A 24,890-nucleotide genomic window follows, 5' to 3' on the forward strand; every position below is an offset into this window, starting at 1 on the left:
TAGAGAGGCCGTCTGAAAATCGATGAATATTGAAGATGAAGGGATTTTACCTGAAAAAAGCGGATATGCCGTCATTGCATATCCGCTTTTTGATTGGGGAAGTTTAAGAGAACAGGCGCAGGGCTTGTTTGCTGCCGGGTTTGATGCCGACTTTAAGCATTTCTTCCTGACGGGCCAAAACGTAGTTGCGTACGTCTTTGAGCCATTGGGTGGAAACTTCTTCCATTTGGTCGTTAACCAAATCCAAGCTGAGTTGGCCGGAAAGTTTGACTGCCAAGTCCATGAATTTGTCGAAAGTTTTTTCGCCGGCAGGAACATGCGGAATATCCAGAAGCATGCTGAAACCGCGGTAGGCTTGGTTGTCCAACAGTGGATTGGTAAATGGTTTGTTGTCCAAAGTATGGATAGAGAACAGTTGAGGGTTGTTGTTGTCACCGAAATGGAACGCGCCGTCTTCGCCCAGTTTGAAGCCTGTATCTTCCACGGCGGCACGCAATTCTACGCCGCTGATATTGGAATGGGAAACCAAGTGAATGGCGATGGTTTGGTCAACACGCGCACAGAATTGGTCGAGGGCTTGCGCGACTTCGGTGAAAGCATCCAAGTCGGTATGCAAAACTTTGCCGTCCATCAGTTGGGCAAAAGCATCAACCTGTTGGTCGAAGTGTTGCAGCTCTTCACGCGCTGCCAAACCGTTACGGCTGACAGCTTGCAGGCCCATAACGAAGCCTTGGTAGTAAACGCCCGGAATCGGCTCGGCAACGCGGAAATGGTCGTCCATGGTGCAACCGATGATTTGGAAGCGGTGTGTGCTGGAAAGGCGCGGCAGTGCGTGCAATTCTTGGGCTTGTTTCAGGGAGATGTAGGCCATGTAGTCGAAGCGCGGGTCAAACCAAGGCAACTCGACTTGAGACAATTCGTCCAAGCTGATCAATGGTACTTGTGCCACAGGTTCGGCTTCGGTTTCAACCGGAGCAAAAGCGGCTTCGGCAGGATTTATAGTAATTTCGTTGTTCAAACCGATAACGGTGTGTTGGACTTTTTCTTCTGCGGAAAAGTCGTCTTCCACGGCCAGCTCGACATCGGTTTTAAGTTGGGCAGGATGAGCCAGTTTGGCTTTTGCCGCGTAGATTTCATCTTGCTCTTGCAGGTTGCGCAATGCCTCTTCGGTTTTTTTGTTTTTCTTGATAAACAAACCTTGGCCGCCGGTTTCTTTGCTGTCGCGGACGTGCTTGGTTTTGCTGGTCAAAAGTGCATCCTTATCGGAATGGCCGAATTGTTCGCGCACTTGTTTGCGGTATTGGTTTTCCTGGTACATATTGTAACCGATGACAGCCAAAAGGGCGGCGAGGGCTAAGACGATGAAAATCATGGAGTAATCACTTTTTAAAAAGGCAGCATTCCGTCTTTTTCAGGGTGCGGAATCTTGCTGCGTGGGAAGTTCGTTGGAGCCGGACTTTATGCGTCCGAATGAATAGCTGAATTATAACGAAAATAAACGGTTGTGACAGCATTATGTCTGCCAATCAGTGTTCAGGCCGTCTGAAAGTTATCCGTGCCGGATGGGGAAACCTGCTTTTTGAAGGCGTGGCCAATCGAAGAAATGTCCAGGATCGGTTTTCCTGTCCGGAGCGATGTCCTGATGACCGGTAATGGCCTGAATCGGGTAATGTTCGGAAATGGCGGTCAGCAAGGCTTGCAGGCTGGTGTATTGTGCTTCGGTAAAAGGCTCGAAATCGCAGCCTTCCAATTCGATACCGATGGAGAAGGTATTGCATTTTTCTCTGCCTTGAAATGACGATACACCGGCATGATAGGCCATATCGTCGCAGGAAACGAATTGGACGGTTTCGCCCTTACGGCTGATGAAAAAATGGCTGGAGACGCGCAGGGTGTGGATGATGCTGAAAAAAGGATGCTCGTCAGGGTTGATTTGGTTGGTAAACAATTTTTCCACCGCACCCGTGTTGTACTCAAAAGGAGGGAGGGAAATATTGTGGAGGACAACCAATGAGATGTCTTCATCCGGTTCTCGCGGGCTGAAATTGGGCGAATGAGTTTGACGTGCATTCAGCCAACGGCCGCTTTGCCAAGTGTTTTTTGAAGGAGAATTCATGGTTTCAGACGGCCTTTCGGGATAGGAAAATATACGTTGGGTAAGGTGGAGGGCGTGGTGGACTTGTTTTCGGTTATACTGTCGCCCGACACGTTCACAAACCAAGAATCCTACCATGCTGAAAAAATTGTTGAAATGGCTGGCCGTATTTTTGACGGCATTTGCCGCCGTGTTTGCCGCATTGTTGTTTGTTCCGAAGGACAACGGCAAACCATACCGTATTACCATTACCAAAAACCAAGGTATCTCTTCCGTCAGCCGCAAACTGGCTCAAGACGGCATTGTTTATAACCGTTATGTGCTGGTAGCTGCCGCATATGTGATGGGTGTACACAACCAACTCAATGCCGGCTCTTACCGCCTATCCTCCAAAGTATCAGCTTGGGACATTTTAAAACGCATTAAAAAAGGCCGCCCTGATTCGGTCAGCGTGCAAATTTTGGAAGGCGCGCGTTTTGCCCAAATGCGCCGTATTATCGACAACACTGCCGACATTGCCCACGACACGCGCGGTTGGAGCGATGAAAAACTGATGGCCGAATTGGCGCCCGATGCCTTGAGCAGCAATCCTGAAGGACAGTTTTTCCCGGATAGTTACGAAATTGATGCCGGTGGCAGCGATCTTCAAATTTACAAAATCGCCTACCGTAAAATGCGGGAAAACCTGCAAGAAGCATGGGATGACCGTCAAAGCGGCCTGCCTTATAAAAATCCGTACGAAATGCTGATTATGGCGAGTCTGATTGAAAAAGAAACCGCGCACGAAGACGACCGCGCCCATGTGGCCGCCGTATTCGTCAACCGCCTGAATATCGGCATGCGCCTGCAAACCGACCCGACCGTCATCTATGGCATGGGCGATGCGTATAAGGGCAGAATCCGCAAAGCCGACCTGCAACGCGATACGCCTTACAATACCTACACACGCAGCGGTTTGACACCGACGCCGATTGCACTTCCCGGCAAAGCCGCGCTTGAAGCAGCAGGCCATCCGTCTGATGAAAAATATCTGTATTTCGTCTCAAAAATGGATGGTACGGGCTTGAGCGAGTTCAGCCACAACCTTTCTGAACACAACGCTGCCGTGCGCAAATATATTTTGAAGAAATAAACCGAATAGGCCGTCTGAAACATTTATAATCCCAGTTTCAGACGGCCTTTAAATTGACGATATCCATATGAAACCTAGATTTATTACCCTTGATGGTATAGACGGCGCAGGCAAATCCACCAACCTCGCCGTAATGAAAGCATGGTTTGAGAAACACCAACTGCCCGTATTGTTTACGCGCGAACCGGGAGGCACTCCGGCCGGAGAAGCATTGCGTGAAATCCTGCTCAACCCAGCCACCCAAGTCAGCCTGCGTACCGAAACCCTGCTGATGTTTGCAGCCAGACAGCAACACTTGGAAACAGTCATTCTACCTGCCCTGAAAAACGGCACGCATGTGGTTTCTGACCGCTTTACCGATGCAACGTTTGCCTATCAAGGCGGCGGACGCGGCGTTCCCTTGCAAGATATTGCCATGCTTGAGCATTGGGTGCAGGGCGATTTCCGCCCAGATTTAACTTTGCTGTTGGATGTGCCGTTGGAGGTGTCAATGGTGCGCATCAACCAAACGCGTGAGAAAGACCGCTTTGAACAAGAAGAAGCCGAGTTTTTCAATCGAGTGCGCGAAGTATATCTGCAACGTGCTAACGAACAGCAGGAACGCTATGCCGTCATCGACAGCAGCCAAAGTCTGGATGCGGTAAAAAATCAGATTGAAACCGCGCTAGACAGTCTTTTTGGATTGAATGTTTAAGTTTAAATAAAATGCCGTCTGAAAGAAGAGTAATGTGGTGAAGAAATATTATTACAGAAGTTTTTAGACATAAAACCAAATAAAACGAAATATCAAAACAAATGTAATAAATATCGGTATGCGCCACCAAAAGAACATGATAAAATTACGGCCTCTTACAAAGCCGGTCTGTTAACAACCCGACTTTAGAAAATTTAAACGTCTGAAGCAGCCTGTTTCAGACTTGTTCGCTGTAAAATCTCTCTCGCAAACAGGATCGATAAATGGAAAATTCATTAAAAGAAGCCGCCCTGCAGTTCCACGAATTCCCCGTGCCGGGCAAAATCTCCGTTACCCCAACCAAACCTTTGGCCACTTCTAAAGACTTGGCGTTGGCGTACTCTCCGGGCGTAGCTGCTCCTTGTATGGAAATCCATGCCGATCCTCAAACTGCCTACAAATACACTGCCAAAGGCAATTTGGTTGCCGTGATTTCCAACGGTACCGCAGTGTTGGGTTTGGGCAACATCGGTGCGTTGGCCGGTAAACCTGTAATGGAAGGCAAAGGCGTATTGTTCAAAAAATTCGCCGGCGTTGACGTATTCGATATCGAAATCGATGAAAAAGACCCGCAAAAATTGGTAGACATCATCGCTTCTTTGGAACCGACTTTCGGCGGCATCAACCTCGAAGACATCAAAGCGCCTGAGTGCTTCTACATCGAACGCGAATTGCGCAAACGTTGCAAAATCCCTGTATTCCACGACGACCAACACGGTACCGCTATCATTACCGCTGCCGCTGTATTGAACGCTTTGCGTTATACCGGCCGCAAAATTGAAGAAGCGACTTTGGTGTGCTCCGGCGCAGGTGCCGCAGCGATTGCTTGCTTGAACCAATTGCTGGATTTGGGTCTGAAACGTGAAAACGTAACCGTCTGCGACTCTAAAGGCGTGATTTATAAAACCCGCGAAGACAAAGACCGTATGGACGAGTCCAAACAATTCTACGCCATCGAAGACAACGGCCAACGCGTATTGGCTGATGCCGTTAAAGGTAAAGACATCTTCTTGGGTCTGTCCGGTGCAAACCTGCTGACTCCTGAAATGCTGAACACCATGAACGAAAAACCAATCGTGTTCGCTATGGCAAACCCAAATCCGGAAATTCTGCCTCCATTGGCAAAAGAAACCCGTCCGGATGTGGTAATCGGTACCGGCCGCTCAGACTTCCCGAATCAAGTAAACAACGTATTGTGCTTCCCATTCATCTTCCGTGGCGCATTGGATGTCGGCGCGACCACCATTAATGAAGAAATGAAACGCGCTTGCGTATACGCTTTGGCTGACTTGGCAATGGAAGAGGTAACTGAAGAAGTGGTTGCCGCTTACGGTAAGAAATTCGAATTCGGCGCGGAATACCTGATTCCTACCCCATTCGACTCCCGCCTGTTGCCTCGCGTTGCTTCTGCTACCGCTAAAGCAGCTATGGAAAGCGGCGTGGCTACCCGTCCAATCGCTGACTTGGATGCGTACGCTGCTAAATTGGCTGCATGGGAACTGTAATTCAGTAAATAGTGCTTGATTGAAAAGGCCGTCTGAAAGTTGTATTTCAGACGGCTCTTTTGTTTATTGGGTATTTTAGAAACGGGTTAATGCAACAATCGGAATAATGAATATGATAATCTGCTGATTCAACATAGACGTGGAAATACGGCTTACTTTTTAAGACAGATTTCTATTTTTGGGCTGCTTTGACTTTGCAGAATTTGTACGGGATTAAATACAATATTTTTTCCAGTCTTTTTAAACAACATCAGGCTGTCTGGAATCGAGTTTTCAGACGGCCTGAGTTAATAAAACGGTTTATTTTTGCCAATAGGTTTTGACGTTGACGAACTCATACAACCCGAATTCTGATAGCTCGCGGCCATAGCCGGAAGCTTTGACGCCGCCAAAGGGGAGGCGGAGGTCGCTGCTGGTGTGGCGGTTGATAAAGACAGAGCCTGCTTGAATTTTTTCGGCGTATTTCCATGCATTTGCCGTGTCGGCTGTGTAGATGCAGGCGCCGAGGCCGAAAGGTGTGTCATTGGCAAGTGCGACGGCGTGATCCGGATTGTCGGCACGTAAAATCATGGCAACCGGGCCGAAGACTTCTTCGTGCCAAACGCGGCAGTTTGGGTTGACCTGATCTAATACCGTGGCAGGGTAAAACCAGCTTTCTCCCTCAGGGATATAGCCGCCACTCAAACATTGCGCGCCGTGTGCAACCGCATCTTGAACCTGCTCGTGTACGGTTTGACGCAGGTCTTGGCGGTGAAGCGGGGCAAGGGTGGTGTTCGGATCTTTTGGATTACCGGTTTGCAGTTTGGCGCACTCGGCAAGGAAGAGTGGGATAAACTGTTCGGCAATATCTTGGGTAACAACGATGCGTTTGACGGCATTGCAGGATTGTCCGGCATCGCGAAAGCGCGAATAGCAGGCATCGATGGCTGCGCGTTGCAGATCGGCATCGGGCAGGATGATAAACGGATTGCTGCCGCCCAGTTCAAGGACGGTTTTTTTCAGATGTTTGCCTGCATGGGCGGCAAGCAGGCGGCCGGTGTGGGTCGAACCGGTAAATGCCATGGCATCGGTATCTTCAATGGCTTTAAGCGTGTCTTCATGGCTCAACCATGCGCCGATAAGTGGCAAGCCTTTGGGGACAAGGTCGAAGAGAGTTTCGCTGACGCGGGCAACACTGGGCGCAGGTTTGACTGCACAAGCATTGCCTGCACAAAGGGCAGGGATGGCAAATCGTAAAATCTGCCAAACAGGGTAGTTCCACGGCATGACTGCCAAGACAACGCCTAAAGGCTCGAAGCGGACTTGGCTGAGGCTGGCTTGGGTGGCGATGGTTTTATGGGCAAGCAGTTCGGGGGCAAGGCGGACGTAGTAGCGGATAAGCTCGATGGATTTGCTGATTTCGGCACGGCATTCGTGCAGGCAGCGTCCGACTTCTTCGCAAACCATTTCAGCGAGGCGTTCTTGGTTTTGGGTAAGACTGTCGGCAAATTGCTGTAAGAGGGCGGTGCGCTCGGTAATGCTTGATTGGGCGAAGGTTTGCTGAAGGGTTTGGAGGCGGTTTAATTCGTCGGTAAATTTAGTGTAGCTTTGTGCTGGTCGGCGGCAAATGGTTTCACCGGTAAAGACATGGGTGCTGTGAAACATGGTTGGCTCCTTTGTTTTTATGTTTTTATGAGGCCGTCTGAAAATGTTTCAGACGGCCTTTTATTGTGATAATTGTACTTCAAGCGACCAATTGGGGAAAAATAGATTTTAAGCCGGCAACAATAATCTCTACGGAAATGGCGGCAAGCATCATGCCCATAATGCGGTTGAGGATGGTCAGGCCGGTCGTGCCCAAGCGTTTGCTGATGCGTCCGGCAACAATCAGGATGAGATAGCAAATCAGGCTGACCAAAAAGCCGGAGATGATAATCAGGGCAATATCGCTGTAATTTTTGGCAGCAGAGGAGTAAATGATGACGGTAGAAATACCGCCGGGACCGATGGTAATCGGAATGGCAATGGGGACGACGGCAATGGCTTTTTCATTGCGGCGGACTTGTTGCGCACTTTGATGTTCTTCTGAATGGGAATCAATTTTGGGTTTGGCCGGATTGTCGTTGCCGTTCATTAAGGAGATGGCAATCAGCAAAACCAGAATACCGCCGCCGACTTGGAAAGAGCCCACGCTGATACCGAGTACTTTCAACAAGATACCGCCGCCCAGCGCAAAGACGACAATCACGATGAAAACGGCTAGTGCGGCAGTACGCGCGATTCTGCGTTTTTCTTTGGTGCTGTGGTCTTGCGTCAGGTCAAGATAAATCGAGAGCGCGCTGAAGGGGTTGATCAGTACAAGAAGTGCAACGAGAAGTTTGCCGATTTCTACACCTAATTCCATATTATTCCTTGCTTGCAGTCAGGCCGTCGTTGTCCATATTACGACGGCGGAGGTTTTTGTGTTCGTTGGCAATACCCATCAACAGGGCGAGCACCACCATGATGGAAAGTGTAGCTGTACCGCCGTAGCTGACCAGGGGAAGTGGGACGCCGACAACGGGCAAAATACCGCTGACCATGCCCATGTTTACAAAGGCGTAGCAGAAAAAGGTCATGGTCAATGCGCCTGCCAAAGTACGGCTGTAAAGGGATTGCGCTTGTGCGGCAATCCACAATCCGCGTGCCAGAATGATGAGGTAAACCAGCAGTAAAAGGATATTGCCAATCAGGCCGAATTCTTCGCCGAATACCGCAAAAATAAAGTCAGTCGTTGATTCGGGAATATAGTCCAAATGGGTTTGCGAGCCGTTGAGCCAACCCTTACCCCATACGCCGCCCGAGCCGATGGCAATCATGGATTGGATGATGTGGTAGCCTGCGCCTAACGGGTCTTTGGTTGGGTCGAGCAGGGTGAGGACGCGGGTTTTCTGGTAGTCGTGCATGCCGTAATTCCACAAGAGCGGCAGGGCGGCCACAAAGGCAATAATAGCGGCAAAAATGGCTTTCCAGGGCAATCCGGCAAAAAAGATGACAAAAATGCCCGAAGCCATAATCAGTGCTGCCGTACCGAGGTCGGGCTGCTTCAAGATCAGGGAGACAGGAACAAGAATCAGCACGAGGGCAACAATATAATGTATCCATTTCAGACGGCCTTCATAGCGTTGGAAATACCACGCGACAGTCATGGGAATACCGATTTTCATGATTTCGGAAGGTTGGATACGGGTAAAGCCGAGGCTCAGCCAACGGGTCGAACCGTTGACGGTAACGCCGGCAACTTCGACGCCAATCAGCAGTAATACGCCGACAATATAAACAGGCAGGGCAACTTTGGCAGCCGTTTGCGGCTTGAATACGGCGATAATCCATAAAAGGGCAAAGCCTAAAACGGTATGGATGGTTTTGTTTTCCAATTGGCCGAACTCTTGCCCGTCCGCAGAATAGAGCAGGAACAGGCTCATGATATAGATGGCGAGCATGGCAAAAAACAGCCAAGGGTCAATTGGGGCTGCAATGGTGGATTTTAAATTTTTCCACGCTGATGTGTTATTCATGATGAACCTCCGGCTGTGAGGCAGGGCTTGTCGGCGTCAGTCCGTAGGCGGATTGGAAAATACTGGTAATAGGCTGATGTTTATCAGTTTTTTCAGTTTGGGTCAAATCTGATTCAAGGCCGTCTGAAAACTGTTGCGGCTTGACGTGAAGCATATAAAAATCAGTCATTTCACGAGCCAATGGCGCGGCATACGCACCCCAACCGCCGTTTTCCAAAATAACGGCAATGGCGATTTCAGGTTTTTCCAATGGCGCAAACGAGATAAACCATGCGTGGTCACGGTGTTGTTCGCGTAGGGCTGCGGCATTGTAGCGGCTGCCCTGTTTGATTTGTACGACTTGGGCCGTACCGGTTTTACCGCCCATCGTATAGGCGAGTCCGCCACCGATACGGTGCGCCGTACCACCCGGTTTCAATACCTTTTCCATTGCGCGTTTGACGTATTCGAAGTTATCGGCTTTGAACGGAATTTGACGCTCAGGATTGGGGTTGATACGGGTAATTTTGCGCGCGCCGAAATCTAATACTTCTTTGACCAAATGCGGCTGATGAACGACACCGTTGTTGGCCAGAGATGCTGTCGCATGTGCCATTTGCAAAGGCGTGTAGGCATTGTAGCCTTGGCCGATACTGACGGAAACCATCTCGCCGGCACGCCATTCTTTGGCAGTCGGGTCGGAAGATTTGGCAAAGCGTTTGGCTTTCCATTCGCGGCTGGGCAAAACGCCTACATATTCACTAGGCAGGTCAATACCGGTTTTCTGACCGAAACCGAATTGCGCCAGATACGGAGAGGCTTTATCGATACCCATTTCGTAACCCAAACGGTAGAAGAAGGTATCTGAGGATACTTGAATGGCTTTGCTCAAGTTGGCCGAGCCGTGACCGCTGCGGACGGAGTCGCGGAAAATATGGCGGCTGCCGGGTATGCTCCATGCGCCGGGGGCGGGGACGATGGTGTTTTGAGTGATTTTGCCGCTTTCCAACAAGGCCATGCCCATAAAGGGTTTGAATGTAGAACCCGGCGGATAAAGGCCTTGGGTAACGCGGTTGATCAAAGGCTTTTTCCAATCGTCATTCAGTATTTTCCAAGTGTCGCTGTCGATGCCATCAATAAAGAGGTTGGGGTCGAAGGAAGGCTTGGAAACAAATGCCAAAACTGTACCGTCTTGCGGATTGATGGCCACCAATGCGCCACGACGGTCGCCCAAAATTCGGTCGGCTTCCTGCTGCATACGGATATCCATGCCTAGGCGCAAGGTTTGCCCCATTTTGGACGGGACATTTTTCAATACACGGACGATGTTGCCGTAAGCGTCTTTTTCGACTTCCTGATAGCCTGGAATACCATGAAGCTGGTGTTCGTAATATTTTTCCAAGCCGGATTTGCCGATATGTGTACTGCCGCGATAGAGGGCAGTCAGGCTTTCTTCTTCCAGCATTTCTTTGTCTTTATCGCTAATACGGCCGATATAGCCTAAGAAATGGGAAGTCAGCTTGCCGTAAGGATATTCGCGGAATGTGCGTGAGTTGACCTCTACGCCTTTGAATTCGCGCAGATGTACGGACAAGCGTGCAGTCTCTTCATCGGTCAGCCTGAGCTTGAGCGGGATATTTTCAAATTTTCGATAGCTTTCGCGGTATTTTTTGAAGCGTTTTAAATCTGTCGGCGTAATATCGACGTATTTTTTCAATGCTTCAATGACATCTTCCATCTTGCCTTCGATGCGGCTAGGAATAACTTCGAGCGAAAAGACAGGATAGTTTTTGGCCAATGGAACGCCGTTGATATCGACGATTTCGCCGCGTACAGGCGGCGTTGGAATCAGGGTGATACGGTTGCTCGATGCTTGACCGGAAAACTCATTGTGTTGAGTTACTTGCAGGTAGAAGAACCGCGCCAGCAAAATGGAAAAGAAGATAACAATCAGGATAAACGCAACGAGCAGGCGCAACAAAGCATCGGCTTGTGCTGCCTGAGCGGAAGGTTTTTGGGTATGTTGACCACCGGAAAGACGGCGTGGAAGAATCGGTTTCATCTTTTCAGCGGGAGCGGTAAATACGGGTCACAATCAGCATCAGCTGGCTGAGTATGGGCCAAAGCAGTGCGCCGACAAATGGAGCAACAAAGCCTTGCAAAGTGATGACCTGATGATTAAGGAACAAACGGGCAATAGTTAAGACGGCCTGATTGAGAAGCAGGGCAGCCAATACAGCGGCTAATTGCATAATGTGGCCGTAAAGCATGATTTGGCGGCGGCGGTTTAAGATGAAATAAGTCATCACGACGTAAGACAGGGCATGTAAACCCAAAGTCGCGGCGGTTGCTGCATCGACAATCAGACCGATGGCAAAAGCCAGTCCCATGCCTGCGCGTTGCGGCTGGTGCAATGTCCAATATAGCAATATTAGTGCCGTCATTTCAGGCAGCCAGAAGAATCCGTCAAAGGAAAACGGCATAAAGTCCAGTATCATCATCACAATGAGACTGGCCGCCATGATGTGCAGCGGTACTGCACGGTAAGAATCGTCAAAATCGTTCATGAAATCAGCGTGGGGAAGAAGGGGCGGAAGAAAGTACCAAGACAAAACGGCTGCTGCGTAAAGCGGCCAAAGGCGTCAGTTGCGTATCGTAATAAGGCGTTCCCGATGCGCGGACAACCTTGCTGACGGTTGCAACGGGAATCCCTGCCGGATAAGTACCGTCCAAACCGGAAGTCAGCAGAACATCGCCGGGTTTCAAGTCTGAGCCGGTTGGGAAATAGCGCAAATCCAAACCGTTGCCATTGCCGTATGCCAAGTTGCGTTCGCCGGTGCGGCTAACGGCTATGGGGACAATGCTTTGTCCGCCTGAAATCAGCCCAATTTCTGCACTTTGTGTGTGAACTTGTATCAACAGGCCGATCAAACCGCTTTGATCGATGACCGCATCGCCAACTTTCAAGCCGTCTTGACTGCCCTTGCCGATAATCAGTCTTTCGGAAAGCGGATCTTTGCCATTGGAAATGACTTCCGCACCGATAACGTTGTGAATGCCTTTTTGTTGCAAACCGTACAGTTTTTTTAATTCGCGCAATTCATCAGTATTGACTTTATCTCGCTGCAAATCAATTTTCAGACGGCCATTTTCTTCCAGAAGTTGGCGGTTTTGTTCCAAGAGCTCGGATTTGGACTGGGAGAGGTCGGCAAAATATTGATAAAGTTGAACAGGTTGATTTGCCAGCCATTGAACAGGATAGAGCATGGGCATTACTGCAGCACGTACAGGCTGCATCAATGAAAAGCGGTAATCTGCCACCATCAGGCCGGCAGCCAGAGCGATATAAACGACAAAACGAGGCAACAGCTTAGAGCCTTTTGCCTCGTCAAAGCGCAAAGAAGAGCGTTCCATAACCATCTACCTTATGGGTTTTCCGTGAATACGGTATCCCATTTGCCGATATAGTCCAAAGCCTTACCGGCACCATAGGTAACGCAGTTCAGAGGCTGGTCGGCAATACCGACGGGCAGGCCGGTTGCATCGGCCAAGACGGTATCGATACCGTGCAGAAGCGCTCCGCCGCCGGTCAGCATAATGCCGCGGTCGGCGATGTCGCCGGCCAATTCGGGCGGTGCCTGTTCCAAAGCCAGACGGACAGCACGGATGATTTGATTCACCGTTTCACTCAATGCTTCACGGATTTCATCTGAAGTAACTGCCAAGGATTTAGGCGTACCTTCGGCCAGATCGCGGCCCTTAATGCGCATGGCTGTTTCTGTTTCAAAGCCCGATGCAGAGCCGATTTGTTTCTTCAATTCCTCTGCCGTCGCTTCGCCGATCAAGACGCCGCGATGGCGGCGCAGGTAATGGATGATGCTTTTATCGAATTCGTCGCCGGCTGCGCGGACAGAAGCAGAATAGGCCATACCGCCCAGTGAAAGAATACCGATTTCAGTTGTACCGCCGCCAATATCGACAATCATCGAACCTGCCGCATCTTCAATCGGCAAGCCTGCGCCCAAAGCGGCGGCCATCGGTTCTTCAATCAAATGCACGCTTGCCGCGCCGGCGGCAAACGCCGAATCCAAAATCGCTTTACGTTCTACTTGGGTAGAGCCGCCAGGAACACAGATAACCACGCGAGGCGGAACCAAAGACCGTCCTTCGGTGGCTTTTTTAATCAACATCCCCAGCATACGCTCGGTGATCACAAAATCAGCAATCACGCCGTCCCTCATCGGGCGGACGATTTCGATATTGCGCGGCGCACGGCCCTGCATTTTTTTGGCTTCCGTGCCCACCGCCATAATTTTACTTTTATTGCCTGCGCCGGATTGAATCGCAACCATGGACGGCTCATCCAAAACAATCCCTTTGCCGCGTACAAAAATCAGCGTGTTGGCCGTGCCCAAATCGATGGCAATATCATTGGAGAGGAAACGAGATAAAAGACGAAACATTAGGATTCCTGAAATTCCGGCCCAGCCCGGATGCGTTAAGCAGTATTTAAAATAAGAAAAACAGGTACACGGTTTTAGACGGATAAATGCGCCCTTAAAAGGCCGTCTGAATCAAAACACCATGCCAACCTGTTTGGTTTTCGGTTATAATTCTTCGCTTCATAGAAGACGAAATGCAATGATACCCCAAACCCAAGAGGCATTGCTATCAGACAAGGATTTTTTATGGCCTTAAGCTTAAATGATGTGGAAAAAATTGCAAAACTCTCGCGCCTCACTTTAACGGACGAAGAAAAAAACAAAATGCTTGCCGAGTTGAACGACATTTTCGCCATGGTTGAAAACATGCAAAGCGTCAATACCGACGGCATCGAACCTATGGCGCATCCGCACGAAGCCGCTTTACGCCTGCGCGAAGATAAAGTGACTGAAACCGATCATGCTGCCGAATATCAGGCTGTTGCCCCCGAAGTGCGCAACCGCCTGTATATTGTTCCTCAAGTAATTGAAGAATAAGGTTTCATACGGCCTTTGCTTATCGGCAAGCCCCTATTGCAAGGCCGTCTGAAAGGATTTTTTGTTCAGACGGCCCGATTTATTGATTTAAACGGATGTTTTCAATATCTGTTTTGAAAGCAAAAACTGTTTTATAGAAAGTACGGCACAATGACCGCTTACACGCTCAAACAAGCCAGCAGCCTGCTGCAATCCAAACAAATTTCCGCAGTCGAATTGGCGACCGAATATTTGGCCGCTATTGCTGCGAAAAACCCTACCATCAACGGCTACGTTACCATCGATCAAGATAAGACCCTTGCTGAAGCTAAAGCAGCCGATGCGCGTATCGCGGCCGGTAATGCAACAGCTTTGACCGGTGTGCCGGTTGCTTACAAAGATATTTTCTGCCAAACAGGTTGGCGCAGTGCATGCAGCTCCAAAATGTTGGATAACTTCGTTTCTCCTTATACTGCTACTGTGGTGCAAAACCTGTTGGATGCCGGCATGGTTACTCTTGGCCGTACCAATATGGACGAATTTGCCATGGGTTCGACCAATGAGACTTCGTTCTACGGCGCAACCAAAAACCCATGGAATCTTGAACATGTTCCCGGCGGTTCGTCAGGCGGTTCGGCTGCCGTGATTGCGGCGCGTTTGGCACCGGTTGCGTTGGGTTCGGATACCGGCGGTTCTATCCGTCAGCCTGCATCGCATTGCGGTATTACCGGCATCAAGCCGACTTACGGTACGGTTTCACGTTTCGGTATGGTTGCCTATGCTTCCAGCTTCGACCAAGCCGGCCCTATGGCGCAAACAGCCGAAGACTGCGCGATTTTGTTGAACGCTATGGCCAGCTTTGACGAGCGCGATTCCACCAGTTTGGAGCGCGACAAAGAAGACTACACCCGTGATTTGGACAAGCCGCTCAAAGGTTTGAAAATCGGTTTGCCTAAAGAATATTTTGGCGAAGGCGCAGATGCCGATGTTCAGACGGCCTTGCAAAGCGTTATTGATTTGCTCAAAGTACAAGGAGCGGAGACTGTTGAAGTTTCCCTGCCGCAAACATCATTGTCGATTCCTGCTTATTACGTTCTTGCCTCTGCTGAAGCAAGTACCAACTTGTCCCGTTTTGATGGCGTACGTTATGGCCACCGTGCGGTGCAATTTGGCGATTTGGAAGAAATGTACAGCAACACCCGTGCCGAAGGTTTTGGCAGCGAGGTCAAACGCCGTATCATGATCGGTACTTATGTATTGAGCCATGGTTACTACGATGCTTATTACCTGAAAGCGCAAAAACTGCGCCGTCTGGTTGCCAATGATTTTCAGACGGCCTTTGGTCAATGTGATTTCATTTTGGCGCCGACTGCGCCGACTGCCGCGCCAAAACTCGGCAGCGACATTCACGACCCTGTGCAAATGTACTTATCCGATATTTACACCATCGCCGTGAACCTTGCCGGTTTGCCTGCACTGACTCTGCCTGCCGGTTTCAGCGCAAACGGCCTGCCGATTGGTGTGCAATTTATCGGCAACTATTTCTCCGAAGCCAAAATTTTGGGTGCCGCACATCAAGTTCAGCTGAACAGCGATTGGCACACTAAAGCGCCGGAATAATGTTTTAGGGCCTTGATGATTCAAGGCCGTCTGAAAATAAACCATATAAAAGCGCCTGAATGTATTGAGGTGCTGCATATTGTAGATATTTAAAAACATGACAGCCACCGACTTCATTCAAATCATTGGGACAGCCGCGTTTGCCATTTCCGGCTATTTGGTCGGCTACAACAAGCGGTTGGATGTACTCGGTGTCGTCATTACTGCGTTACTGACGGCTGTCGGCGGCGGCATGATACGCGATGGCTTGGTCGGCCGGATTCCGCAAGTGTTTTTGCAAACCGATGCGCTGATAGTTGTATTTGCCACGCTTGCCATCGCATGGTTGATAAGGGTGCAACGTTATCGCAGCACCTATTTGGCTGCTGCTTTTATTATTGCCGATGCCATCGGTTTGGCAGCGTTCAGCATTACCGGCGCACAAATCGGTATGACCTTGCAGCTCAATTTGTTCGGCGTTATTTCTTTGGCTTTTGTGACTGCCGTTGGCGGCGGTATTGCGCGCGATATTTTGGTCAATGATGTGCCGATGATTTTGCGCACCGACCTTTACGGCAGCGTAGCCATTTTGATTGGCGGGCTGATTTATCTGTTCGGGCATTTGGGCTGGATTAATATCTTTACGTTAAACCTGCTCTTTGCCGGCGGATTGTTGTTTCGCCTGACTGCATACCGTTTCCATTGGCAACTGCCCGGTTTCCAACGCCGCAGGAAATAAACTTATCTTACAGACGGCCTGTTATTGTTTTTTTATTCAGGCCGTTTGAAAAACGAATCACTCATTTAACCGATTAACTTTTTTTCGACAGAAAGACCCTTATGACTTGGGAAACCGTAATCGGACTGGAAATCCACGTCCAACTCAACACCCAATCCAAAATCTTCAGCGGCGCATCCACTGCATTCGGTGCCGAGCCTAATGCCCACGCCAGCGTGGTTGAGTGTGCGTTGCCGGGCGTATTGCCGGTAATGAACCGCGAAGTCGTCGAAAAAGCCATCAAACTCGGTTTGGCTTTGGATGCGAAAATCAATCAGAAAAACGTGTTCGACCGTAAAAACTATTTTTATCCTGATTTGCCAAAAGGCTATCAAATCAGCCAGTTGGATTTGCCGATTGTGGAACACGGCAAGCTGGAAATCGTAGTAGGCGATGAGGTTAAAACCATTAATGTTACCCGTGCGCACATGGAAGAAGATGCGGGTAAATCCGTGCACGAGGGTTTGAACGGAGCCACCGGTATCGACTTAAACCGTGCCGGTACGCCTTTGTTGGAAGTTGTCTCCGAGCCTGAAATGCGTTCCGCAGCCGAAGCCGTGGCATACGCTAAAGCATTGCACGGTTTGGTGACTTGGCTGGATATTTGCGACGGCAATATGGCGGAAGGCTCGTTCCGCGTCGATGCCAACGTTTCTGTACGTCCAAAAGGCCAGGCCGAGTTCGGTACACGTCGTGAAATCAAAAACCTCAACTCTTTCCGCTTCTTGGAGCAAGCCATCAATTATGAAGTGGAAGCGCAAATCGAAATCTTAGAAGACGGCGGTAAAGTACAGCAGGCAACCATGCTGTTTGACCCTGAAAAAGGTGAAACCCGTGTGATGCGTTTGAAAGAAGATGCGCACGATTACCGCTATTTCCCAGATCCAGATTTGCTGCCGGTCATTATTTCAGACGGCCAATTGCAAAAAGCCAAAGAGCAAATGCCTGAATTGCCGCATGAAATGGCGGCGCGTTTTGTTGCCGATTACGGTGTGTCTGACTATGATGCGCGCCTGTTGACTGCCAGCCGCGCCCAAGCTGCCTATTTTGAAGAAGCAGCCAAAGCCTGCGGCCAAGGTAAATTAACGGCGAACTGGATGAACGGCGAGCTTGCTGCTACTTTGAACAAAGAAGGCTTGGAATTGGCTGAAAGCCCTATTACAGCTTCACGCCTTGCCGAGTTGGTTGCTAAAGTTGCAGACGGAACATTAAGCAGCAAATTGGCGAAAAAAGCTTTTGAAGCAATGTGGGCCGAGCCTGAAGCAGGTATTGCCGAAATCATCGAAAAACATGGTTTGCAACAAATTACTGACACTGGTGCAATTGAAGCAATGGTGGACGAAGTGTTGGCAAACAATGCGAAAGCCATTGAGCAATTCCGTTCCGGCAATGAAAAAGCCTTGAATGCGATTGTCGGTCAAGTGATGAAAGCAAGTAAAGGCAAGGCTAATCCGGCTCAAGTTCAAGAGTTGATTAAAGCTAAATTAGCTTGATAGATAGGACAGGCCGTCTGAAAAATAGGTCTTATTTTTCAGACGGCCTTTATTTTTGATTCTAAAACTATTCTAAAACTATTCTAAAAATACCATGACACATACTATTACCTTATCAGATCAAATAACATTTACGGCAAACGATGATGAAACCGTTCTTGCTGCTGCGACCCGTCAGAATTTAAATCTGCCCCATTCTTGTAAAAGTGGCGCCTGTGGACAATGTAAGGCCGAGTTGATGAGTGGCGAATTTGAAATGGGCGATCATATTGATAAAGCCATCAGCGCAGAAGAAAAAGCGCAGGGCAAAGTGCTATTGTGCTGTACTACTGCGAAGAGTGACCTGAAAATCAATGTGCCGGGGTTTAATCCGAATGCTTTGCAGGTGCGCACTTTGCCTGTACGCATCGAAACGATTGAAATCAAACATGATGTTGCTTTGTTGAGATTGGCTTTACCTAAAGCGCCGTCATTTGCATTTTATGCCGGACAATATATTGATTTGCTGCTTCCCGGTAATATCAGCCGCAGCTATTCAATCGCCAATTCTCCTGACCAAGAAGGTGTTTTGGAGCTGCATATCCGTAAACGTGAAAATGGCGTATGTTCGGAAATGATTTTTGGTGCCGAGCCTAAAATCAAAGAAAAAGGCATTGTCCGCGTTAAAGGCCCATTGGGTACGTTTACTTTGCAACAAGACAGCAATAAACCGATGATTTTGTTGGCAACGGGTACAGGTTACGCACCTATCCGCAGTATTTTGCTTGATTTGATTCATCAGAATAGCGAACGTCAGGTTCATTTTTACTGGGGGGCACGTCAGCAGGAGGATTTGTACGCATTGGAAGAAGCAGAAGCATTAATAGGCCGTCTGAAAAATGCGAAATTCTCGTCTGTTCTTTCTAAGCCTGATTCCGATTGGAAAGGGGGGAGTAGATACGTGCAAAATGTTGCCGCACAAAATTATCCTGATTTGAGCCAATATGAAGTTTATGCTTGCGGGTCACCAGCCATGACGGAGAATGCGCAAAGTTTGCTGACTCAAAAATGCGCTTTACCGGAAGATGCCTTCTTCTGTGATGCTTTTTCACCGGCATAGTGATGTGTATACAGGATTTATATGTTTGAATGCAGGTGTTAAGAGTAGAATTTGATGGCAATCTGTTTGAAAAAGAGTGTGTTTTTGCACACTCTTTTTTCTATGTGGTAGTTATTGAACAGATGCTTATATAGCTATTTTGTTTTTAAAAATTGAATTGATTATTTATCATAAAGAAAAAGGCCGTCTGAATATTTCAGACGGCCTTTGTTTTGAAGCAAGTATTAGCTACCAATCAGTTTCAAACGTTGACCAGGGGTCACAGTACGGGTATTGCGGTTCCAACGACGAATATCATTAACATCAACATTGAAACGGCTGGCAATGGTGTTCAAAGTATCGCCTTTGCGTACAGTGTAGGAAACGTTTTGAATCGGGTTGCCGCGGACTTTTGCCGGAGCAGCTGTAACACGGAGGATTTGGCCTTTTTTGATATTGTTGCCTTTGATGTTGTTGGCAATAATCAAATCGGCTACGCTTAAGTTGTAACGTTTGGAGATGTTAAACAGCGTATCGCCATCTTCCACACGGTGTGTGCCTGCTGCAAGTGCTGCAGTTTGTGTGTTTTGTTGACCACTTACACGGGCAAGACGTGCATTGATTCGGCTTTGTTGTTTAACGGTATTGGCTGCGATACGTTCTGTACGAGCGTTTTCAGTAGTGACAACAGTTTGAACTTGTTTGGTTTCAGGAGTCGCTTCAGCAACAGTCGCTGCAGATTCCTCTGCAGGTCGGCTTTGTACCAAAGCCATCAGGTCATCATGCTCTTCTTGAACCGGCGCAGCAGCAACAGATTCAACTGCTGGAGAAGGGGCTACATTGTTTGCGGCAACAGTCGGTGCAGTCAAGTCGGCAGGGATAGCCGCTTTGGGTGCTTCTGCAACATTTGTGGTAGCAGGCTCAATAGCAGTATGGACCATGGCTACAACTGGGGCGGTCATTTCTATACTTGCAACTTGAGGCTGCTGTTTGGTTTCTGTTACCGCTACGGAAGTAACGTTTTCAGTTTTGCTGTGTGCAATAAAGTCAACCGGTTTAGTGGACTGAGGAACAACAGGTGCAACAATATTGGTCACGGTAGTTTGAGCGACTTTAACCGGTTCTGCTACGTTGGAAGCAATAATCGGAGACATGGCCGGCATATTGGATTGGTAAGTATCCGGCGTATTGTCTTTGTCAATAAAGTTAATAATGTCTTGGCTTTGGATAGCTGAGTTTTTAGCCACTAAAATGCTGCGGCCTTCAGAAATGGCGCTACCGCTCAGGCCATTGAGGCGCTTGAGTTCGGCTACGCTCATGCCGGTATCGTTGGCGATGGCATTAAGTTTTTTGTTGCCCAAAGAAGTATAAATATCCCAAGACATCAGGGTATCTGGATTGGCATTGCGGTAGTTCTTCTCAAATGCGGAAACCGCAGAAACCGGTAATAACAGACGACGATTATTTTTAGGGATAAATACCGGGGCATTGAAACCTGGGTTGAGTGCCAACAGTTCGCTTTCGCTGATGTTTGCAAAACGAGCGATTGTGCTGTTATCAATAGGTTTGTCGATGCTGACAGATTTGAAATACGGCTGATTGCTGATTTCGCTGATATTCATGCCGAAAGTTTGCGGATTGGCGACGATGTTGCGGACAGCCAAAAGTTTGGGAACGTAGTTGCGTGTTTCGTTCGGCATACGCAGGTTTTCGTATGTCGGCTCCAAACCTTGCGCACGGGCACGGTTTACGGCGCGACCAACATTACCTTCGCCCCAGTTGTAAGCGGCAAGGGCTAAAGACCAGTCACCGAACATACCGTGCAGGTATTGCAGATAGTTCAGCGCGGCATCGGTAGCGGCGTAAACGTCGTGACGACCGTCATATAAAGGCGTTTTTTCCAAGCCGAAGTGGCGGCCGGTAGCCGGCATAAATTGCCACAGGCCGGATGCGCCGACGTGTGATTTGGCTTTGGTTACGAATGCGCTTTCAATGAAAGGCAGCAAAGCGATTTCAGCAGGCATATTGCGTTTTTTAACTTCATTGGCAATATGGTACATATAAGGTTTGCTGCGGGAGATGGTGCGGTCGAAATATGCACTGTTTGCAGCAAATTTATTTTCATGGCGGCGAACCAGTTCTGTGTTGACTTCGTTGATGCGGAAGTCTTTACGCAATGATGCCCACAAGCTACCAGAGCCAAAGGTTTGTGCTTTGGCTTGGTCGAGCAGGGAGGAGTTGAGGCGCATCATGGCCATGCCGACTTGGTTGGGCGTAGCGTTTTGCGCGTAGGCTGTAGCGGAAACTACCGACAGGCTTGAAACGGTCAGAACGATGGTTTTTAGTTTTGCCATAGTAAATAGAGTTATCAAATATATAATAAAATTTCGTCCTTTCGATAGTATCGTTTCAGCATTTAAACGTCAAGTCGGGCAGGGAATTTGCTTGTATGATGTGGTCGTGGTGTTAAAATTCTGTCACACAAGTCGGGATGCATAGGGGGACATTTAATGGAAACTTTTTTTATGCAAACGCCAATGGGGCAATATCTTGCTCAAAAAGAGGCGGATTTTTTCAGACGGCATTTGCAATATTTGAATAGGCAAGTGTCGGTTCAATTGGGCGGCATATGGCAGAGGCCGTCTGAAAATATGATTGTGGTACCGCGCGATGTGCTGATGGATGCTGAAATGTTGGCATTTGAAACGCATTCCGTGGATGTATTATTGATGCCCCATCTTTTGGAAATTTCATCTGCCGATTTGGTGTTGCAAGAGGCATTTAGGATATTAAAACCCGAGGGCAGGTTGATTTTAACGGGGTTTAACCTTAAATCTTTGTGGGGGTTGAGCTCGTGGTTTGATGGTAAAAGACTGCCTATGAAATCTCAATGCTTGGCTCTGGCTGAGTTGAAACGAAAAACTGCCGCTATTGGTTTTGAAATGGAATATGGGCAGTTTATGGATTATCTGCCTGCTGTGAATTCATCATCTGCTTTGAAGTTTTGGCAGTTTATGGAAAAGGCAGGGGATAGGTGGTGGCCGCAGTGTGCGGCGGTGTATGGTGTGGTTTTAACGAAACATTTGATTGGTGTCCATCCTTTGCCTGAATTGGAATCTGCATTCGATGGCAATACGGTTGCTTTAAGTACGGCACGTTTGGCCGAATAGTTTTCAGACGGCCTATATATAATGATGAATTTGGAGAATAATGATGCCTGAATTACCTGAGGTAGAAACGACTTTACGCGGAATCGCGCCGCATATTGATGGCAAAAAGATAGAAAAAGTCATTATTCGCCAGTTTAAATTGAGATGGCCTATCCATCCGAACTTGGCGCAAATTTTGGCCGGGCGCAAAGTTTTGGCATGCAACCGGCGTGCGAAGTATTTGATTGTTACTTTTGAAACGGGTATTTTACTTATGCATTTGGGTATGTCCGGCAGTTTGCGGATTTTTACCGCCGATGATGAGCGCATCGCCACGCCGGATAAACATGATCATTTAGATTTTGTATTTGATGACGGTACCGTATTGCGTTATCACGATCCGCGTAAATTTGGTGCGGTATTGTGGTATGAGGGTATTGCCGAGCATCATCCGCTGTTGGAAAAGTTGGGACCGGAGCCGCTCTCGGATGATTTTGATGCAAATTACCTGTATCAGAAATTGAAAACCCAAAAGCGTGCAGTCAAATTAGCGCTGATGGATAATGCAGTGGTGGTTGGTGTCGGTAATATTTATGCGAATGAAAGTCTGTTTAAGGCAGGTATTTCGCCATTGCGTCCGGTGAATAAGCTGACCAAGAAAGAATGCGCATTATTGGTGGAAACCGTTAAAGCGGTTCTGCAAAGGGCGATTGAAACGGGCGGCAGTACACTGCGAGACTTCGTTAATAGCGATGGAAAAAGCGGCTACTTTCAGCAGGAATATACGGTCTATGGCCGCCACAATGAGCCTTGTGTCCAATGTGGCGGGTTGATTTTTAAAGAAACTTTGGGGCAGCGTGGAACATTTTATTGTCCAAATTGCCAGAAATAGTTTCAGACGGCCTTAAATGTCAGAGGCCGTCTGAACATAATGAACACAATACAGAAGAAATTTTATGTCTAAACAAAAAGCTCCTTTTTTTAAACGTCTGAGCCGACTTTGCCGTTTGGCAGCTTGGTTATTTAGAACCGGCCGGGATTTGCGTGCCATTGATGGCAACAATGCAGAGGAACGCAATCATGCTGTGGTTGTTTTGGGAAAAGGTGCGTTGGATGCTTTGGATATCGAATTGGAAATCGGCGTACCGCCTCAAGGAAATGTGAGTGGTACTTTGGTGGTGGCCAACCATGTGTCTTGGTTGGATATTTTTGCCATGAGCGCCGTTTATCCGAGCAGTTTTATTGCGAAACAGGAAATCAGCGGTTGGCCGGTTTTGGGGAAAATGGGTAAAAATGCCGGCACGGTGTTTATCAATCGCAATTCCCGCCGTGATGTCGAGCCGATTAATCAGGCGATTTGTGCAGCATTGAAAGCAGGGCAGAATGTCAGCTTCTTCCCTGAGGCGCGTACTTCTTCCGGCTTGGGTATTTTGCCGTTTAAAGCTGCCCTGTTCCAATCGGCTATTGATGCGAAAGCGCCGATTCAGGCGGTAACTTTGCGATATTATGATGACGAAGGACAACGGACGGATCTGCCATCCTATGCGGAGGTAAACCTGCTTCAATCTTTATGGCGCATTGTTTCTATGAAGAAAATCTGTATCCGCTTGGATTTCTCGCCTCAGTACAAATCGACAGATATGCCTGATAAAGACCGCTATGCTTTGAAGGATATTGCGGAAACAGCCATCGGTGAAATTGTGGCTTCGGATTCTCCCGTTCAGCCCTTACCTAAAAAATAATTTCAGTCAGGCACTTGTTTTATTTCAGATAGCCTTCATTTAGAGGAATAGCTGTTTTCGGTTTAATTGAATTGATAGTTTGATGTAATTAATATTATTTGAACTATAAATTATACAAATCGATAGGCCTGCATTAGAATGCAAGCATTGATTCATTTCTCAAACCCGAATTTTTAAGGAGCTTAAAAATGGCTTTGCAAGATCGTACCGGTCAAAAAGTACCTTCCGTAGTATTCCGCACTCGCGTTGGCGACACTTGGAAAGATGTTTCTACTGATGATTTGTTCAAAGGCAAAAAAGTAGTCGTGTTTTCTCTGCCTGGCGCATTTACTCCAACTTGCTCTTCTTCTCACCTGCCACGCTACAACGAATTGTTTGGTGCGTTCAAAGAAAACGGTGTTGACGCAATCTACTGCGTATCTGTAAACGACACTTTCGTAATGAACGCTTGGGCTGCTGAAGAAGAAGCCGACAACATCTACATGATCCCTGATGGCAACGGTGAATTCACTGAAGGCATGGGCATGTTGGTTGGCAAAGAAGACTTGGGCTTCGGCAAACGCTCTTGGCGTTACTCCATGCTGGTTAACGACGGCGTGGTTGAAAAAATGTTTATCGAACCTGAAGAACCAGGCGATCCTTTCAAAGTGTCTGACGCTGACACTATGTTGAAATTTATTGCTCCTGAGTGGAAAGCTCAAGAGTCTGTTGCCATCTTCACCAAACCTGGCTGCCAATTCTGTGCTAAAGCTAAAAAAGCGCTGCAAGACAAAGGCTTGTCTTACGAAGAAATCGTATTGGGCAAAGATGCAACTGTTACTTCCGTTCGCGCTATTACCGGCAAGATGACTGCTCCTCAAGTATTCATCGGCGGTAAATACATCGGCGGTAGCGAAGACTTGGAAGCTTACTTGGCTAAAAACTAATTGCCTGTATGCTTAAGACGGCTTGAAAAGGCCGTCTGAAAGACCAAATATAGAGTTATTCAGACGACGTTTGCAAATCGGCGTTCTGAATAACTCTATATTTACAAGTAGAATTTGAGATTATTGTTTTAAATCGATATTTAGGTATTAACTATTGATTTTTAAATTTTGATAGTTTATGAAGTTT

The 24,890-nt window shown here is 48.1% G+C and carries 22 protein-coding genes; 12 read left to right on the top strand and 10 right to left on the bottom strand.

Going from position 1 to position 24,890, the window contains the following annotated elements; translation table 11 throughout:
• Positions 1 to 103: 103 nt before the first annotated feature.
• A complete protein-coding gene (locus HMPREF2865_RS08895; protein WP_070461598.1) occupies positions 104 to 1,372 on the bottom strand; it encodes a cell division protein ZipA C-terminal FtsZ-binding domain-containing protein in 1,269 nt (422 codons plus the stop codon).
• A 177-nt stretch (positions 1,373 to 1,549) separates the two neighbouring features.
• Complete coding sequence (gene ampD, locus HMPREF2865_RS08900) at positions 1,550 to 2,116, bottom strand: 1,6-anhydro-N-acetylmuramyl-L-alanine amidase AmpD (protein WP_070461597.1); 567 nt, start codon at positions 2,114 to 2,116, stop codon at positions 1,550 to 1,552.
• Between the two features lie 115 nt (positions 2,117 to 2,231).
• On the opposite strand from ampD, the gene mltG reads away from it, so the two are divergent.
• From mltG to HMPREF2865_RS08915, 3 genes are all read left to right on the top strand, one after another.
• On the top strand, positions 2,232 to 3,227 hold the full coding sequence (gene mltG, locus HMPREF2865_RS08905) for an endolytic transglycosylase MltG (protein WP_070646781.1): 996 nt from the start codon (positions 2,232 to 2,234) through the stop codon (positions 3,225 to 3,227).
• 67 nt (positions 3,228 to 3,294) lie between these two features.
• Positions 3,295 to 3,921, top strand: a complete 627-nt coding sequence (gene tmk / locus HMPREF2865_RS08910) for a dTMP kinase (protein WP_070646782.1) — start codon at positions 3,295 to 3,297, stop codon at positions 3,919 to 3,921.
• Positions 3,922 to 4,184: 263 nt separating this feature from the next.
• On the top strand, positions 4,185 to 5,465 hold the full coding sequence (locus HMPREF2865_RS08915; protein ID WP_083309593.1) for a malic enzyme-like NAD(P)-binding protein: 1,281 nt from the start codon (positions 4,185 to 4,187) through the stop codon (positions 5,463 to 5,465).
• Between the two features lie 300 nt (positions 5,466 to 5,765).
• On the opposite strand, the gene HMPREF2865_RS08920 is transcribed toward HMPREF2865_RS08915, so the two are convergent.
• The 7 genes from HMPREF2865_RS08920 to HMPREF2865_RS08950 all read right to left on the bottom strand — a co-directional run bounded on the left by HMPREF2865_RS08920 (position 5,766) and on the right by HMPREF2865_RS08950 (position 13,443).
• Positions 5,766 to 7,109 (bottom strand): aldehyde dehydrogenase family protein, encoded by a 1,344-nt coding sequence (locus HMPREF2865_RS08920; RefSeq protein WP_070646783.1) that lies wholly within the window; start codon positions 7,107 to 7,109, stop codon positions 5,766 to 5,768.
• 79 nt (positions 7,110 to 7,188) lie between these two features.
• Positions 7,189 to 7,848, bottom strand: a complete 660-nt coding sequence (locus tag HMPREF2865_RS08925; protein WP_070625463.1) for a MarC family protein — start codon at positions 7,846 to 7,848, stop codon at positions 7,189 to 7,191.
• Position 7,849: 1 nt separating this feature from the next.
• Positions 7,850 to 9,001, bottom strand: coding sequence for a rod shape-determining protein RodA (gene rodA, locus HMPREF2865_RS08930; protein WP_070646784.1), 1,152 nt, complete (start codon positions 8,999 to 9,001; stop codon positions 7,850 to 7,852).
• Positions 8,994 to 11,042: a penicillin-binding protein 2 gene (mrdA, locus tag HMPREF2865_RS08935; RefSeq protein WP_070646785.1), complete on the bottom strand. Its 2,049-nt coding sequence runs from the start codon at positions 11,040 to 11,042 to the stop codon at positions 8,994 to 8,996. The genes rodA and mrdA overlap by 8 nt, the downstream gene beginning before the upstream one ends.
• A gap of 4 nt (positions 11,043 to 11,046) precedes the next feature.
• Positions 11,047 to 11,547, bottom strand: coding sequence for a rod shape-determining protein MreD (mreD, locus tag HMPREF2865_RS08940; RefSeq protein WP_070646786.1), 501 nt, complete (start codon positions 11,545 to 11,547; stop codon positions 11,047 to 11,049).
• A gap of 4 nt (positions 11,548 to 11,551) precedes the next feature.
• Positions 11,552 to 12,394 carry a rod shape-determining protein MreC gene (gene mreC / locus HMPREF2865_RS08945; RefSeq protein ID WP_070646787.1) on the bottom strand — a complete coding sequence of 281 codons (843 nt, stop codon included), beginning with the start codon at positions 12,392 to 12,394 and terminating at the stop codon, positions 11,552 to 11,554.
• A gap of 11 nt (positions 12,395 to 12,405) precedes the next feature.
• A complete protein-coding gene (locus HMPREF2865_RS08950) occupies positions 12,406 to 13,443 on the bottom strand; it encodes a rod shape-determining protein (RefSeq protein WP_070646788.1) in 1,038 nt (345 codons plus the stop codon).
• A gap of 225 nt (positions 13,444 to 13,668) precedes the next feature.
• Between HMPREF2865_RS08950 and gatC the strand changes: the two genes are divergently transcribed.
• The 5 genes from gatC (at position 13,669) to HMPREF2865_RS08975 (ending at position 18,907) form a co-directional block, all read left to right on the top strand.
• Entirely contained in the window at positions 13,669 to 13,959 is a 291-nt protein-coding gene (gatC, locus tag HMPREF2865_RS08955; RefSeq protein WP_070646789.1) for an Asp-tRNA(Asn)/Glu-tRNA(Gln) amidotransferase subunit GatC, read from the top strand.
• Positions 13,960 to 14,109: 150 nt separating this feature from the next.
• Entirely contained in the window at positions 14,110 to 15,558 is a 1,449-nt protein-coding gene (gene gatA, locus HMPREF2865_RS08960) for an Asp-tRNA(Asn)/Glu-tRNA(Gln) amidotransferase subunit GatA (protein ID WP_070459841.1), read from the top strand.
• 97 nt (positions 15,559 to 15,655) lie between these two features.
• On the top strand, positions 15,656 to 16,276 hold the full coding sequence (locus tag HMPREF2865_RS08965) for a trimeric intracellular cation channel family protein (protein ID WP_004520129.1): 621 nt from the start codon (positions 15,656 to 15,658) through the stop codon (positions 16,274 to 16,276).
• A 101-nt stretch (positions 16,277 to 16,377) separates the two neighbouring features.
• Positions 16,378 to 17,808: an Asp-tRNA(Asn)/Glu-tRNA(Gln) amidotransferase subunit GatB gene (gatB, locus tag HMPREF2865_RS08970; protein ID WP_049322898.1), complete on the top strand. Its 1,431-nt coding sequence runs from the start codon at positions 16,378 to 16,380 to the stop codon at positions 17,806 to 17,808.
• A 94-nt stretch (positions 17,809 to 17,902) separates the two neighbouring features.
• Positions 17,903 to 18,907 (top strand): FAD-binding oxidoreductase, encoded by a 1,005-nt coding sequence (locus tag HMPREF2865_RS08975; RefSeq protein WP_070646790.1) that lies wholly within the window; start codon positions 17,903 to 17,905, stop codon positions 18,905 to 18,907.
• A 224-nt stretch (positions 18,908 to 19,131) separates the two neighbouring features.
• Here the strand turns inward: HMPREF2865_RS08975 and HMPREF2865_RS08980 are convergent, their stop codons facing one another.
• Positions 19,132 to 21,240 carry a LysM peptidoglycan-binding domain-containing protein gene (locus HMPREF2865_RS08980; protein ID WP_070646791.1) on the bottom strand — a complete coding sequence of 703 codons (2,109 nt, stop codon included), beginning with the start codon at positions 21,238 to 21,240 and terminating at the stop codon, positions 19,132 to 19,134.
• Positions 21,241 to 21,396: 156 nt separating this feature from the next.
• Here HMPREF2865_RS08980 and HMPREF2865_RS08985 point away from each other — a divergent pair, with 156 nt between their 5' ends.
• The 4 genes from HMPREF2865_RS08985 (at position 21,397) to HMPREF2865_RS09000 (ending at position 24,703) form a co-directional block, all read left to right on the top strand.
• Positions 21,397 to 22,056 carry a class I SAM-dependent methyltransferase gene (locus HMPREF2865_RS08985; protein ID WP_070584118.1) on the top strand — a complete coding sequence of 220 codons (660 nt, stop codon included), beginning with the start codon at positions 21,397 to 21,399 and terminating at the stop codon, positions 22,054 to 22,056.
• Between the two features lie 43 nt (positions 22,057 to 22,099).
• The gene (gene mutM / locus HMPREF2865_RS08990; RefSeq protein ID WP_070584227.1) at positions 22,100 to 22,927 is read left to right on the top strand and encodes a DNA-formamidopyrimidine glycosylase; all 828 of its coding nucleotides are present in this window, start codon (positions 22,100 to 22,102) and stop codon (positions 22,925 to 22,927) included.
• 64 nt (positions 22,928 to 22,991) lie between these two features.
• The gene (locus tag HMPREF2865_RS08995; protein WP_070646792.1) at positions 22,992 to 23,777 is read left to right on the top strand and encodes a 1-acylglycerol-3-phosphate O-acyltransferase; all 786 of its coding nucleotides are present in this window, start codon (positions 22,992 to 22,994) and stop codon (positions 23,775 to 23,777) included.
• Between the two features lie 188 nt (positions 23,778 to 23,965).
• A complete protein-coding gene (locus tag HMPREF2865_RS09000; protein ID WP_003685261.1) occupies positions 23,966 to 24,703 on the top strand; it encodes a redoxin family protein in 738 nt (245 codons plus the stop codon).
• The last annotated feature ends 187 nt before the right edge of the window (positions 24,704 to 24,890 follow it).

The sequence above is a fragment of the Neisseria sp. HMSC073G10 genome, from assembly GCF_001812605.1.
GTDB lineage: Bacteria > Pseudomonadota > Gammaproteobacteria > Burkholderiales > Neisseriaceae > Neisseria > Neisseria subflava_A.